The sequence below is a fragment of the Bradyrhizobium sp. 26S5 genome, from assembly GCF_036923295.1.
GTDB lineage: Bacteria > Pseudomonadota > Alphaproteobacteria > Rhizobiales > Xanthobacteraceae > Bradyrhizobium > Bradyrhizobium septentrionale.
Genome location: NZ_CP145948.1, coordinates 2,290,844 through 2,303,870, shown reverse-complemented (window position 1 = coordinate 2,303,870; position 13,027 = coordinate 2,290,844). Strand labels below are relative to the sequence as shown.

The window sequence follows — 13,027 nt, the reverse complement described above, 5'->3', positions numbered from 1 at the left end:
GTTGGTTGGAAGGCGGTCGTCCCTCAAACTGATGGTGTCAATAAACGGAGTCGGGCAAGCCCGCTCCAAGCATCATTAAGGGACGACCATGTACCACTATGCAGGAATCGACGTGTCTTTGGAATGCTCGAGCGTCTGCCTTGTCGATGGGACAGGTAAGATTTTGCGCGAGGCGAGGGTTGCGAGTGAGCCGGAGGCCTTGATCACCTGGTTGCGGTCGCTGGGGTTGGTGCTGGAACGGATCGGGCTGGAGGCTGGTCCGCTGTCGCAATGGCTCTACGCAGCGATGCGGGATGCGGGCCTGGCAGTCGAACTGTTGGAGACGCGGCACGTCCGCGATGCCTTCAAGGCGATGCCGGTGAAGTCGGACCGCAACGATGCCCGCGGGATCGCGCAACTGATGCGGCTGGGCTGGTTCCGGCCGGTGCACTGCAAGTCGATCGAAGCGCAGGAGACGCGGGCGGTTCTGACGGCACGCAAGCTGCTGCAGTCCAAGCTGCGCGACATCGAGAACAGCCTGCGCGGCGTGCTCCGCGGCTTCGGTCTGAAGGTCGGCACGACCACCGAGCGCACGTTCGCCGAACGCATCCGGGAGCTCGTAGCGGGCCATCCCGGACTTGAGATCGTGGCACAGGCGCTGCTCGAAGCCCACGCCGTGCTGCGGCGCGAGTTCAATGGCCTGGATAAGCACACCCAAAAGCTCGCCAGGTCGCACCCTCAAGCCCGCCTCCTGATGACGACACCGTCCGTCGGCCCGATCGTGGCGCTTACCTACGCCTCGGCGGTCGACGACCCGAAGCGCTTCCGGTCCTCGAAGGCGACGGGAGCGCATTTTGGCCTCACCCCGAAGAAGTACCAATCGGGCGAAACCGACTATACCGGCCGCATCAGCAAGATCGGCGATGCCTCCGTGCGCGAGGCGCTCTATCAGGCGGCTCACGTCATGCTGACCAAGCCGGTCAGGAACTGCTCGGCGCTGAAAGGCTGGGCGATGCGGATCGCCCGGCGCGCAGGCCTGCGCAAGGCCAAGGTGGCGCTCGCACGCAAGCTCGCCGTCGTTCTGCATCGCATGCTCGCCGACGCCAAACCGTTCAACCCGATGGCCAAGGCCTCGGCAACCTAAGCAAGGAGCAGCAATCGGTTCTGGGCGGGCCACGACACCAGGCTCTCCCTGAGCGAGGTCCCTGCGCCGGGACGATGGATCCGGTCAGGCCGCCATCCGGGAAGTGGCTCACAACCACGCTTCCGTAGATTGGCCGGCCGGCTCCTCAATGCACCCCATCAGGCGACGGCCTTCGCGCCGATCCCGTACAGAAGCAAGTGCCCGGCGAGTGGATCACGCAAAAAGGGATTGACTTACAAAGGCCCGTTACAGAAGCCCGGATGAAGCGAAGCGAAATCCGGGACCTCGCGAATCGAGGGACGGTCCCCGGATTGCGCTGCGCTCCATCCGGGCTACGGCGATCGCTGCGCCCAAAACTGTCATCGCCCGCGAAAGCGGGCGATCCAGTATTCCAGAGACAGTCGAAATTGAAACGAGACGCCGCGGCGTACTGGATCGCCCGGTCAAGCCGGGCGATGACAGCTATGTTTGCGGCGAAGGCTCGGCTACGCTGGCGTTATCCTTACTTCGCGTCGGCGAACTCGGTCTTGGTCTCGTGGTTGCCGAGGAAAACCAAGAGGCCCGCCGCGAGTGGCAACAGCGACAGCACCAGCAGGCCGGTCGATGTGCTGCCGGTGGCCTCCTTGACCCAGCCGATCAGATAGGGCCCGCCGAAACCGGCGAGGTTGCCGATCGAGTTGATCAGCGCGATCGCGCCGGCGGCGGCGGTGCCGGACAGCCAGGCGGTCGGCAGCGTCCAGAACACCGCGAAGGTGCAGAACACGCCGATCGCGGCGACGGTCAGCACCACCATGGTCATGGTCGGATCGGTGATGTAGCTGGAGACCCCGAGCGCCAGCGCCGTCAGCAACAGCGGCGCGCCGACATGGAACACACGCTCGCGCGTGGCATCCGAATGCCGCGCCCACAGGATCATCGCGGCGGCGCCGAATGCATAGGGGATCGCGGTGACGAAGCCGGTCTGCGCATTGGTCAGACCGAACGCCTTGACGATCTGCGGTAGCCAGAACTGCATGCCGTAGAGCGAGGCGACGAAGCCGAAATAGATCGCGCTGAGCGCCAGCACCCTCGGCGAAGACAGCGCCTCGCCGAGCCTGAAATGCTTCGCCGCCTGCTTGGCCGCGACCTCGGCGTCGAGCTTCGCCTTCAGCCACGCCTTCTGTTCGGCCGAGAGCCAATCGGCCTTCTCCGGCCGGTCGGTGAGATAGAACCAGGTGACGATGCCGAGCAGCACCGAGGGCACGCCCTCGATGATGAACAGCCACTGCCAGCCCTGCATCCCCATGACGCCGTCCAGCCCGAGCAGCAGGCCGGAGATTGGCGCGCCGATCACGGTGGAGATCGGAACTGCGAGCGCGAAGGCGGCGAGGAAGCGGGCACGGTATTCGGCCGGAAACCAGTAGGTGAGATAGAGGATGATGCCGGGGAAGAAGCCGGCCTCGGCAACGCCGAGGAAGAAGCGCAGCGCGTAGAAGCTGTGCTCGTCATAGACCGCCGCCATCAGGGCCGAGAGAATGCCCCAGCTCACCATGATGCGGGCGATCCACTTGCTGGCACCGAACCTCTCCAGCGCGAGGTTGCTCGGCACCTCGAAGATGAAATAGCCGATGAAGAAGATGCCGGCCCCGAACGAGAACACCACCGGCGAGAATTTCAGCTCCGCGTTCATGGTGAGCGCGGCGAAGCCGAGATTGACGCGGTCGAGATAGGAGAAGAAGTAGGCTAGGATCAGGAACGGAATCAGCCGCCAGGAAATCGCGCGGATCGTCGTCGTCTCGATCTCGCTGCGGGCGCCGGTGCTTGGCGCAATGGTTGCGGTCTGGCTCATCAGTTCCCCCAGGGTGTTGCTTGCCCAGAGGATTATTGGCTGGCTCCGCATTGAGCAATGGCAAAAACTCATAGCACACAGCGTCAAACGGGAACCGACGCGGCGGCCGGCGGCGGGTGACGACGGATCGAGCTGGACTTATTCGGCCAGCTGAAAGCGCTCGAAGCGGTCGAGCTCCTCCTCGATGCGGCGCTTGAGCTCCTTGCGCGACGCCTGTTTCTTGCCGTTGCCGACCCAGCTCCATTTCTGCATCAGGAGTTTCTTGTTCTGGCGGTCGGTCTTGAGGTCGAGGGCGGCGACGATGTCGTCGCCGACCAGCACGGGCAGCGCGAAATAGCCGAACAGGCGCTTCTGCTTCGGCACATAGGCCTCGAAGCGGTGGCCATAGCCGAAGAACAGCTCGGTGCGCTTGCGCTGGATGATCAGGGGATCGAACGGCGACAGGATGTGGACCAGCGCAGGATCCCCCTCGCCGCTCTGTTCCAGCACCTCGGGGGGCGCCCAATGCTCCTGCTTGCCGGCGCCGTCGAGCGCGACCCGGACCAACTCCTTGCGGCGCACCCTCGCCTCGATCAGGCTGCGCACCGCCTTCTTGCTCGGCGCGTCGAGATGGCAGATCGAATCCAGGCTGACGATGCCCTGCGAGCGCAGCGCGCGGTCGAGCAGATAGGCTGTTATGGCCGAGGCCGGGGCCGGCTTCGGCGGCTTGTCCCAGCCGAAGTGCCTGCTCATCAGCTCATAGGTCTTCAGCATGCCGGCGCGCTCGCTGATCGTGACCACGCCGCCATAGAAGGCGAGCTGCAGTGCGCGCTTGGAGGGCTTGCGGCTCTGCCAGAGATGCTCCTTCTCGGTCAGCACGTCGTCCTCGATGTCGCGGATGGTCAGCGGACCGGCCCGCAGCAGCCGCAGCACCTTGCGCGTATCGGCCGCCGTTACCGACGAGAACCATTTATGGCCCTCGCGCTTGTGCGCCTTCATCGCCGGCAGGAAGATGCCGATGTCCTTGGACGGAATGTAGGACAGCGCGTGCGTCCAGTATTCGAACACGCTCTTGTCGGTGCTCTGCGCCTGCTTGAGGTCGGCGCGGCGGTAGTCCGGAATCCGGGTGAACAGGATGTGGTGATGGCAGCGCTCGATCACGTTGATGGTGTCGATCTGCACATAGCCGAGATGGTCGACGGCGGCCGCCACGGCTGAAGCCCCCTGCCCGAACGGCGCTTGGGTATCGAGCCGCTGCGCGCGCAGCCAGATATGGCGGGCGGCGGCATTGTTCAGCGAAAGGGGTTCTTCGGCGCGGGGCATTGCGCCAGCAATGTAGTGAGATTCGCGCCGCTGTGGAGAGCCGGGCGACGGAAATCTGCTCGCGCACAATCATGCAGGCTTCGGTGTTTGCGGGCGAGCAGGACCGGCTACGCCGATCCGACGACCCGCCGCAACCAGGGAACGTCCCGCATCGCTGCCTCGAGTGCGGCGCTCTCCTCTTGAAACACCCGGGACGCATGACCGCCAACCGGAAACCAGCCGCTGATGTCTTCGACGTCCCGCCGGTATTCTTCGAAGCCGGTGGTCCCTTCAGGGCGAAGGAAGATATCGACGCAGCGCGCGGCATGCTCGTCATTGATCGAGCGGAGGACGCGATTGATTTGGGCCATGGTGCTCACCCTCTCCGCTGCCCTGGCTGGCACAAGCCAGGTCCTGCACATCCAACTGTGACTTATGTCACATACCGGGTTTTGAACCGGTCCTAGGTTCTCGGCATCAAAACGACAGCAAGCCAAACTTGGCTGGCCGCATATTTAAGGACGAAACCCATGACCCGCTCTCTTTCCTTGTCTCTTTCGGCAATCGCCGCTGCGCTGTCGATGACGGCGGGCGTGGCACTGGCCGGCAGCGACACCGTTCCGGCCGCCCAGATCCTCAATGCGCTGAAGCCGAAGTCGGCCACCCGCGGCCTCTCGGCCGATACGCAGGTCGACCCGGCCGCTTCGGCCAAGGAGGCGAGCTTCCTCAACACCGTTCGCAACCGGCAGACCCGCTCGCTGTCGCTCGGCGAACGCCAGGAAATCGCCGACATCGCCGCTACCAAGCCGAAGATCGATCTGGAAATTCACTTCGACTACAACTCGGCGGAGATTGCCAAGGGCTCGACCCAGGCGGTGCAGGAGCTCGGCAAGGCGCTGTCGGATGCCAGCATGAAGGGCTCGACCTTCGTCGTCGCCGGCCACACCGACGCGATCGGCGGCGAAGCCTATAACCAGGACCTGTCGGAACGCCGCGCCGACACCATCAAGAAGTATCTGGTCGAGCGTTACGGCCTCAACGGCTCGGACCTCGTGACCGTCGGCTACGGCAAGACCCGGCCGAAGGATCCGAACGCGCCGATGGACCCGACCAATCGCCGGGTGCAGGTCGTCAACATGGATACCAAGACCGCGTCGAAATAACCTCCCGCAGCCTCGATCCGCTTCCCCCTCGGCAGGCGGATCGCCTTATTCAAAGACCATCAGATCCAGCTCTGAAACAGCATCAGCCGGTTGAAGGTCGCCATCGACGTCCCGATCGCGGCGACCGTGACCGGCAGCATCGCGATGAAGCCGGCGCATCCGGCCGCCACGAAAGCCCACAACAGCCAGCGCGGCGCCCCCTTGCGCGTCAATGCGTAGACCAGCACGAAGCTCGCGGTACACGCCGCCGGCAGATAGTAATAGATGAAGCCGAGCGTGCGCGGCAGCAGCGCCCAGGCGAGATACGGGCCGAGGTAGAACGCAAGCACCAGAAACGCATCGCGGCGGCGCCTGACGATCCAGTCGCGCAGCGCCACGATCAGCGCGATCAAGGCCGGCCACAGCACCAGCGGGTTGCCGAGGAACACGATCGCCGCGAAGGCGTCGTCGCCGACCTTCTCGAACAGATACCAGACCGGACGCACCAGGAACGGCCAGGACGGCCACGAGCTCATATAGGTGTGGCCTGCAATCGCCGTTGTGGTGTTGTCGGCAAAGATGCGGCGCTGCGCCTCGATGAGGCCGGAGAACGAGAGGCCGGAGAGCGGCACGAAGGTCGCGAGATAGACGATCAACGGAATCAGCACGAAACAGACGATGAAGTGAGGGAGACGGAAATCCGGCCACAAATCGGGCCGGTACCAGTCTTCCGCATCGGCATCGGCAAAGCGCGTGCGCCAGCCCTGCATCAAGCGGATCACCGCGACGATCGCGATGCAGGTCGCGAGCACGAACAGCCCGCTCCACTTGCAGGCGCACGCAAGCCCCGCTGCTAACCCCGCCAGCGCGAAGGCAGACTGCGGCCGCTGCTGCCTGAAGCCGTGGACGAAAGCCGCGATCGCGAACAGACAGAAGGCGAGCGCGAAAATATCCAGCATCGCGATCCGCGACTGCACGAACAGCATCTGGTTGAAGAAGGCGAGCAGCACCGCCGCGATGGCGCGTTCCTGCGACGCGAACAGCGCGAGCCCGCCGAGATAGATGGCGACCAGCGCCAGCGCGCCGAACAGCGCCGCGGGATAGCGCCATCCGAGCGGCACGTCGCCGAACGCCTTGATCGAGAGGGCGATGATCTCCTTGGAGAGCGGCGGATGCATCGGGTTGAGCATCGGCTCCTGCGCTACCGGCAATAGCATCTGCCGCGCCGCCGGCACGTAGTGCACCTCATCGAAATAGAGCTTGTCCGGCGCCGTGATCCCGAGCAGCAGCACGACATGGGCGACGATGAAGATGATTGCCGCAACGATCGCCGTGCGCGCGGCGGGCCGCCACAGAACGGAAGAAGATTCGGATGCGATGTTCAAAACGTGAGCACGGTTCGGGGGGAACGAGTGTGAGCGAAGTGTGAGCTACGCCGGTGGGTGTGACGTATGTGACGAATGTGATCAGAACTCACTTTCATGCCCACTCCTTGAACGTCCTCGAATTCATCAGCACCGCTTCAACTCAGCAGAGCTTGTGACAATTATACAATATCAGCTGCATGGGCGATCCGATACGATGCCAGGGTTGGTCGATCGGTATTGCAATGAATTCACCTCACAGCATTTTCTCCATTCTTGCGCTCGGTCTTGCAGTCGCGCTGACGGCCCATCCCGCTCAGGCGCAGACGCGCGTCGGCGAAGCGGCCATGGTGAAGAACGAGGTCCTCCGCGTTGCGGCCGCGACCACGCCGATCAATGTCGGCGACGCACTGCTGCGCGACGAGACGGTGCGCACCGGTCTCGAGAGCGCCACGCGGCTGGTGATGGCTGACAGCACCAACCTCTCGCTCGGCCCGAATTCCTCGCTCAAGCTCGACCGCACCGTGTTCGACGACGAGCATCACTACCGCGATGTCGCGATCCGCCTCACCTCCGGCGCGTTCCGCTTCGTCACTGGCCACTCCGACAAGGCCGCCTACAAGATCACAACACCGCTTGCGACCATCGGCGTTCGTGGCACCGTGCTCGATATCCTGTCACAGCGCGGCAAGACCACCGTGGTGTTGCAGGAGGGCGCATCGACGGTGTGCACGTCGAACCGGCAGTGCCTCGATCTGACCCAGCCCGGCGACACCGCGATCATCACTTCGAGCGGCGGCCGCACCACGATCCAGAAGACCAACACTCCGCCCTGGACCTTTGCCGCGACCTGCAGCCAGGCGGCGGGGCTCTGCACCGTCACCCAGTTCGCCGATGCGACGCCCGTGACGCCGCCGGTCGACGACGACCCCACCGGCATGCTGTGCGGACGCTGAGCATGATACGGCGCATGCATCAGTTGATTCTGTGGGTCGCTCTGACGACGGCGCTGTCGCTTGCAATGCTGCAGGCACTGGCTGCGCCGGCCCAGGCGCAGACTCCAACGCCGAACTGTACTTCAATTCCCGAAGGCACGCTGTCGGCATCGCCGAACTGTAATTCGACCCCCACACCGACGCCTACTCCGACACCAACGCCGACGCCGTCGCCTACGCCCACACCAACGCCGTCACCGACGCCAACACCCACTCCGACTCCAACGCCGACACCAACCCCGACACCGATCACTGGCGCGCCGTCGAGCGGCGGTTCGATCAACGGCCTCGCCGACCAGCGCTTCAACCAGATGATCACCAACAGGGTGCTCGGCACGGTGCTGCTCGGCGTCAACGAGCAGGTCAATTGCAACGACTGCGTCAGCGCCTTCGGCTCGGCCGGCTCGTTCTCGGCCGGCATCCATGGCCGCAAGACCATCACGCCGAACCTGTCGCTGCTCGCCGGCATCGCCTACACGCAATATGGCGAAGGCGGCTACAACGTCACCAGCGCGCCGATTGGGGCCTTCGCGCTGCGCTACGACTTTGTCGACTGGGGTTCGTCGCGGCCGTTCTTCGACGTCGGCACCATCCTCTCGCCGTCCGAGAAGGTGCGCTACACCCGCAACTACGCGACGAGCCTCGGCCCGGTGTCCATCACCAGCCAGACCTCGAGTGAGAATTACGGCGTCTACGGCCGCGCAGGCTGGATCAACCGGCTGTCGGCGCGTGATGAGCTCGCGGCTTCGGTCGAGGTCTGGCAGTTGTGGCAGCGGGTCAAGGGCTACAGCGATCCCGCTGTCGCCTTCAATCCGTTCGATGCAACGATCGCCGACGGCACCGATCGCACCAGCCTGGTGAAGATCGGCGGCCAGTGGACGCATCTGTTCGGATCGAACATCGAAACCAACATCAATGGCGGCTGGGTGCAATCCTTCGCCACCCATTCGGGCATCGTCGCCACCGTCACCGGCGACGGCACCATCGTGCCAACGATGGGCAACCAGGGCTGGTTCGAATATGGCGGCCGCGTCGGCTTCCGCATCACCAAGGGCTGGATCGCCGACCTGTTCGTCAACGGCACCGCCGGGCCGCAGCCGGTCGGCAACACGGTTCACGGCGGCGTGGGACTGAGGATCAATTATTAGGGTGCGCGCCCACCTCGCCCCGCTTGCGGGGAGAGGTCGAAATTCGAGCGTCGCTCGAATTTCGGGTGAGGGGGAACCTCCGCGAACGCACTTGTCACCGTTATCGCGGATGGGCCCCTCACCCCAACCCTCTCCCCGCAAGAGCGGGGCGAGGGAGAAGGTTAAGCCGCCGCCTTGCCTTCATAGGCGCGGCGCAGGCCTTCGACGTCGAGCTTGATCATCCCGAGCATCGCCTGCATCGCGCGCGCGGCGCCGGCCGCATCGGCGCCGCCGATATAGCTGTGAAGCTGGCGCGGCACGATCTGCCAGGACACGCCGAAGCGGTCGCGCAGCCAGCCGCACTGATCCTCCTTGCCGCCACCAGCGAGCAACGCGGCCCAGAGCCGATCGACCTCGGCCTGATCGACACAGTCGATCGAGAACGAGATCGCATGGGTGTATTCCATCCGCATCCCGCCGTTCAGCGCCATGAAGCGCTGACCGGCCAGCGTGAACTCGACCACCAGCACGGTGCCGGCCTTTCCGGCCGGACCGTCGATGATGTTGTTCTGGATCTTGTCGATGCGGGAATCCGGCAACAGCGAGACGTAGAAGTTCGCGGCCTCCTCGGCCTCGCCGTCGAACCACAGGCAGGGTGACACTTTTGACATCGATGAGCTCCTTGTCGGCGCGCGCTCAGGCGGTGACCGCGGCGGACTGCGCCTTCATCGCGGCCTCGACGTCCATCCACATCACTTCCCAGATGTGACCGTCGGGATCCTCGAAGCTGCGACCGTACATGAAGCCGTAATCCTGCTGCGGCGACGGATCGGCAGTACCGCCGGCGCCCTTGGCTTTGGCGACATAGCCGTCGACTGCGTCGCGGCTCTCGGCGGACAGGCAGATCAGCACCTCGCTCGTGGTCCGGGCATCGGCGATTGTCTTCGGCGTGAACTGCCGGAACTTGTCGTGGGTCAGCAACATGACGTGGATGGTGTCGGAGATCACCATGCCGGAGGCGGTGTCGTCAGAGAATTGCGGATTTTTCGTCGCACCGATCGCCTCATAGAAGGCGGTCGCGCGAGCGAGGTTGCTGACCGGCAGGTTGACGAAGATCATTGTCGGCTTGGCCATGAACGGCTCCTTTTCTCGGGGTTGTGCCCCGAGGACGAACCGTATGGCCACCTCCCGACATCGCCGCGTAGTTTGTTGTTGCGGCGTCCTGCCGCAGGCCGACGTCAGGTCACGATCGGCGTCGGCATGGTCAGAAATGCCCGTGTCACATGCCAGAACAGCTCGCGATTGGTGGCCAGCGCCACCGAATGAGCGGTACCAGGCAGGATGATGAACTGCCGATCGCCGTTCGGCAGTCTGTTGAAGAACTCCTCGAGGTCGGGGACCGCCGCGATCCCGTCATATTCGCCGCGGACCAGCAGCACCGGCGCCGGCACCTTCTCCGGATGCACCACCGGCAGATTGGCGGTCATGTCGAGATAGGTGCCGGTCGGGATCTGGTCGCCGAACTGCATCTCGACATCGGCCAGCACCTCCATCACTGCGGGGTCCGATGTGCCGGGCCGGTCGCGGGTCGCGATCGAGCGGATCATGTCGCGGTCGCGCTTGCGCATGTTGTGGCTGCGGTAATAGGCGAGCTGCTCGGCGCGCTTTGCCAGCGTCGGCGAGCCCTCGCCCTTGTAGGTGAAGGCGGCGAACACCAGGCGGTCGATGCGCTCAGGCGCGGCCATCGCGAAGGCGCCGGCCCGCAGCGCGCCGGAGGATTCGCCGATGAAGTGATATCGCCTCTCGCCGGTCTCGCGGGCGATCACCTCGACCGCGGCCTTCAGATCCTCGACGCCGCTTGCGATATCCGCATTACCCGAGGTGCGGCCCGACTTGCCGTAATTCTCGTGGTCCATGGTCCAGCAATCGAAGCCGTAGCGCGCAAAGACATTGAGCAGCGAATACTCGCCTTTGCCCGGCACCGTGAGGTCGAACACCCTTGATGTCACCGACGAGCCGTGGACGAAGAACACCACTGGCCGCGGCGGCTCGCCTTGCTTCGGCGCACCGATCCGCTTGCGGAACATCCACAGGGGGATGTCGCCCTTCTTCGCCCAGTATTCGCTGCTCCAGATTTCACCTTCGGCCGGAACTGCGCTTGCGGCCCGCGCCGGCGCTTCGCCGAGCACACCGGCTGCCGTTGCAACGCCGATGCCCTTGATGATGGTGCGCCGCGAATGGTCGGAATTCGTCATGGTTCGCCTCCCCTTCTGAACGACGGGGCTTCGTTCGGCCCCTGGGTTGCACAATGCTAGCATCCACAACCGTCATTGCGAGCGCAAGCGACGTGTCCGCCGAAGCCTTGGCGAAGGCGGAAGCAATCCATGGCGCCGCTTGCTGCGGGAGTATGGATTGCTTCGTCGCGTACGCTCCCCGCAATGACGGCAAATGCGATGCACGATTTTGTGAATGCTGTTTCCGGCAATCGGCGCGGACGACGGATGGACTTGGTCCTAGTCTCCGCCCCGGTCCGACCGGAAATATCCGGCGAGAAGCGGGAGCGAAGAATGAGCAGCAATCTGACCGACGAAGAACTTGCCGCCTTGATGCCCTCCGAACTGTGCCAGTACCCAACGCCGATCCCGACCCAGATCGTCTCCAGCGACGAGTTCTATCCCGATCCGCAGAACGAACGGCAGCGCGAGGTCGAGGCGCGGCTGCTCGCGATGGCCGACGATCTCGGCGGCAAGCAGGGCCTCGACCGCCGCAGATTCTTCCAGACCGCGGCCGGCATGGCCGCCTCCTTTGTCGCGATGAACCAGGTCTACGGGGAGCTGTTCGACGTGACCCCGGCCGAGGCCGCGACGCCCGCGATGGCGCAAGAGCGCGCCAACGGCCTGAAGGACCAGTTCATCATGGACATGCACACGCATTTCCTGCGCGACGACACCCGGATCATGGGCTTCGTGGAAATGCGCAAGGCGGTCGGCAAGGCCGGCTGGAACAAGCAGCTCAGCGACCACGAGCAGACCATCGAGGATCTCAAGTTCAACAACTACAAGAAGGAGATGTTTCTCGATTCCGACACCAAGATTTCGCTGATCTCCTCGGCGCCGTCGGATATCGAGCAGGACTGGTTCCTGACCAACGAGCAGATGGCGGACGCGCGCAAGAAGATCAACGACGAGGCCGGCTCGCGCCGGGTGTTCTGCCACGCGATCTTCACCCCCGGCCAGCCCGGCTGGCTCGACAAGCTCGATGCCGCATTGGCGCTGAAGCCTGAATCCTGCAAGGGCTACACGATCGGCGACAACACCCACAAGGAGATCAGCCGCTATCCCTGGCGGCTGGACGACGAGAAAGTCGCCTACAAGGGCTATGAGAAGATGGTGAAGGCGGGCATCAAGAATGTCTGCGTCCACAAGGGCCTGTTCCCGCCCGGGATCGAGAAGCAATATCCGAACCTGCGCGGCTTTGCCGACGTCGCCGATGTCGGCCAGGCCGCCAAGGACTGGCCGCAGCTCAACTTCGTGATCTATCACTCGGCCTATCGCCATGTGGGCGGCGACCCAAGGGTCGCGCTCGCCGAATTCGAGCGCACCGGCCGGATCGCCTGGACCAGCGATCTCGCCGACATCCCGGCGCAGTATGGCGTCAGCAATGTCTATGGCGATGTCGGGCAATTGTTCGCGACCACCCTCGTCGCCGAGCCCAATGTCTGCGCCGCGCTGATGGGCACCCTGATCAAGGGGCTCGGCGTCGATCACGTGTGCTGGGGCACCGACGCGCTGTGGACCGGCGCGCCGCAATGGCAGATCGAGGGCCTGCGGCGGCTGGAAATCCCCGAAGTGATGCAGAAGAAGTTCGGCTACGCGCCGCTTGGGCCCGCCGACGGACCGGTGAAGGCGGCGATCTTCGGCGACAACAATGCGCGGCTCTACAACGTCCAGCCGAAGCGCGCGATGCTCGAGCTGAAAGGCGATCGCTTCGCGATGATGAAGGCGCAGTATGAGAAGGCAGGCGCGGAGCCGTCGAATACGCGCTACGGCTATGTGGTGCCGAACGGGGCGATCGATCACCGGGTGTTTGCGTAACTCTTACCCCTCGTCATTCCGGGGCTCGCGAAGCGAGAACCTCAGATGCGCAATTGCGCATCGGGGAATCTCG

At 64.2% G+C, this 13,027-nt stretch carries 12 protein-coding genes; 5 read left to right on the top strand and 7 right to left on the bottom strand.

Translation table 11 applies throughout. The annotated features are described in order from the left end of the window. Window positions 1-88 precede the first annotated feature (88 nt). A complete protein-coding gene (locus tag V5279_RS10790) occupies window positions 89-1,123 on the top strand; it encodes an IS110 family transposase (protein WP_166294930.1) in 1,035 nt (344 codons plus the stop codon). Window positions 1,124-1,625: 502 nt separating this feature from the next. Here V5279_RS10790 and V5279_RS10785 read toward each other — a convergent pair. The 3 genes from V5279_RS10785 to V5279_RS10775 form a co-directional block, all read right to left on the bottom strand. After that, window positions 1,626-2,951, bottom strand: a complete 1,326-nt coding sequence (locus tag V5279_RS10785) for an MFS transporter (protein WP_338697161.1) — start codon at window positions 2,949-2,951, stop codon at window positions 1,626-1,628. 138 nt (window positions 2,952-3,089) lie between these two features. Continuing rightward, the gene (locus V5279_RS10780; RefSeq protein WP_338697159.1) at window positions 3,090-4,253 is read right to left on the bottom strand and encodes a winged helix-turn-helix domain-containing protein; all 1,164 of its coding nucleotides are present in this window, start codon (window positions 4,251-4,253) and stop codon (window positions 3,090-3,092) included. 107 nt (window positions 4,254-4,360) lie between these two features. After that, window positions 4,361-4,603 carry a hypothetical protein gene (locus V5279_RS10775; RefSeq protein WP_338697157.1) on the bottom strand — a complete coding sequence of 81 codons (243 nt, stop codon included), beginning with the start codon at window positions 4,601-4,603 and terminating at the stop codon, window positions 4,361-4,363. Window positions 4,604-4,762: 159 nt separating this feature from the next. Here V5279_RS10775 and V5279_RS10770 point away from each other — a divergent pair, with 159 nt between their 5' ends. Continuing rightward, window positions 4,763-5,395 (top strand): OmpA family protein, encoded by a 633-nt coding sequence (locus tag V5279_RS10770; RefSeq protein WP_338697155.1) that lies wholly within the window; start codon window positions 4,763-4,765, stop codon window positions 5,393-5,395. A 59-nt stretch (window positions 5,396-5,454) separates the two neighbouring features. Here the strand turns inward: V5279_RS10770 and V5279_RS10765 are convergent, their stop codons facing one another. Beyond that, window positions 5,455-6,759, bottom strand: coding sequence for a phospholipid carrier-dependent glycosyltransferase (locus V5279_RS10765; protein WP_338697153.1), 1,305 nt, complete (start codon window positions 6,757-6,759; stop codon window positions 5,455-5,457). 224 nt (window positions 6,760-6,983) lie between these two features. Between V5279_RS10765 and V5279_RS10760 the strand changes: the two genes are divergently transcribed. Further along, on the top strand, window positions 6,984-7,694 hold the full coding sequence (locus V5279_RS10760; RefSeq protein WP_338697151.1) for a FecR family protein: 711 nt from the start codon (window positions 6,984-6,986) through the stop codon (window positions 7,692-7,694). A 14-nt stretch (window positions 7,695-7,708) separates the two neighbouring features. After that, window positions 7,709-8,881 carry a hypothetical protein gene (locus V5279_RS10755; RefSeq protein WP_338697149.1) on the top strand — a complete coding sequence of 391 codons (1,173 nt, stop codon included), beginning with the start codon at window positions 7,709-7,711 and terminating at the stop codon, window positions 8,879-8,881. Between the two features lie 161 nt (window positions 8,882-9,042). On the opposite strand, the gene V5279_RS10750 is transcribed toward V5279_RS10755, so the two are convergent. The 3 genes from V5279_RS10750 to V5279_RS10740 all read right to left on the bottom strand — a co-directional run bounded on the left by V5279_RS10750 (window position 9,043) and on the right by V5279_RS10740 (window position 11,115). Further along, on the bottom strand, window positions 9,043-9,531 hold the full coding sequence (locus tag V5279_RS10750) for a VOC family protein (protein ID WP_166298761.1): 489 nt from the start codon (window positions 9,529-9,531) through the stop codon (window positions 9,043-9,045). A gap of 25 nt (window positions 9,532-9,556) precedes the next feature. Then, window positions 9,557-9,994, bottom strand: a complete 438-nt coding sequence (locus tag V5279_RS10745) for a VOC family protein (RefSeq protein ID WP_166298762.1) — start codon at window positions 9,992-9,994, stop codon at window positions 9,557-9,559. 104 nt (window positions 9,995-10,098) lie between these two features. Next, entirely contained in the window at window positions 10,099-11,115 is a 1,017-nt protein-coding gene (locus tag V5279_RS10740) for an alpha/beta hydrolase (RefSeq protein ID WP_338697145.1), read from the bottom strand. A 312-nt stretch (window positions 11,116-11,427) separates the two neighbouring features. On the opposite strand from V5279_RS10740, the gene V5279_RS10735 reads away from it, so the two are divergent. Continuing rightward, a complete protein-coding gene (locus V5279_RS10735) occupies window positions 11,428-12,954 on the top strand; it encodes an amidohydrolase family protein (RefSeq protein ID WP_338697143.1) in 1,527 nt (508 codons plus the stop codon). Window positions 12,955-13,027 lie beyond the last annotated feature (73 nt).

Bases quoted from the DNA above. Each gene is read 5' to 3' on its own strand.
- V5279_RS10740 (WP_338697145.1), bottom strand. From the start codon at position 11,115: ATGACGAATTCCGACCATTCGCGGCGCACCATCATCAAGGGCATCGGC.
- V5279_RS10785 (WP_338697161.1), bottom strand. From the start codon at position 2,951: ATGAGCCAGACCGCAACCATTGCGCCAAGCACCGGCGCCCGCAGCGAG.
- V5279_RS10735 (WP_338697143.1), top strand. From the start codon at position 11,428: ATGAGCAGCAATCTGACCGACGAAGAACTTGCCGCCTTGATGCCCTCC.
- V5279_RS10780 (WP_338697159.1), bottom strand. From the start codon at position 4,253: ATGCCCCGCGCCGAAGAACCCCTTTCGCTGAACAATGCCGCCGCCCGC.
- V5279_RS10755 (WP_338697149.1), top strand. From the start codon at position 7,709: ATGCATCAGTTGATTCTGTGGGTCGCTCTGACGACGGCGCTGTCGCTT.
- V5279_RS10790 (WP_166294930.1), top strand. From the start codon at position 89: ATGTACCACTATGCAGGAATCGACGTGTCTTTGGAATGCTCGAGCGTC.
- V5279_RS10750 (WP_166298761.1), bottom strand. From the start codon at position 9,531: ATGTCAAAAGTGTCACCCTGCCTGTGGTTCGACGGCGAGGCCGAGGAG.
- V5279_RS10760 (WP_338697151.1), top strand. From the start codon at position 6,984: ATGAATTCACCTCACAGCATTTTCTCCATTCTTGCGCTCGGTCTTGCA.
- V5279_RS10775 (WP_338697157.1), bottom strand. From the start codon at position 4,603: ATGGCCCAAATCAATCGCGTCCTCCGCTCGATCAATGACGAGCATGCC.
- V5279_RS10770 (WP_338697155.1), top strand. From the start codon at position 4,763: ATGACCCGCTCTCTTTCCTTGTCTCTTTCGGCAATCGCCGCTGCGCTG.
- V5279_RS10745 (WP_166298762.1), bottom strand. From the start codon at position 9,994: ATGGCCAAGCCGACAATGATCTTCGTCAACCTGCCGGTCAGCAACCTC.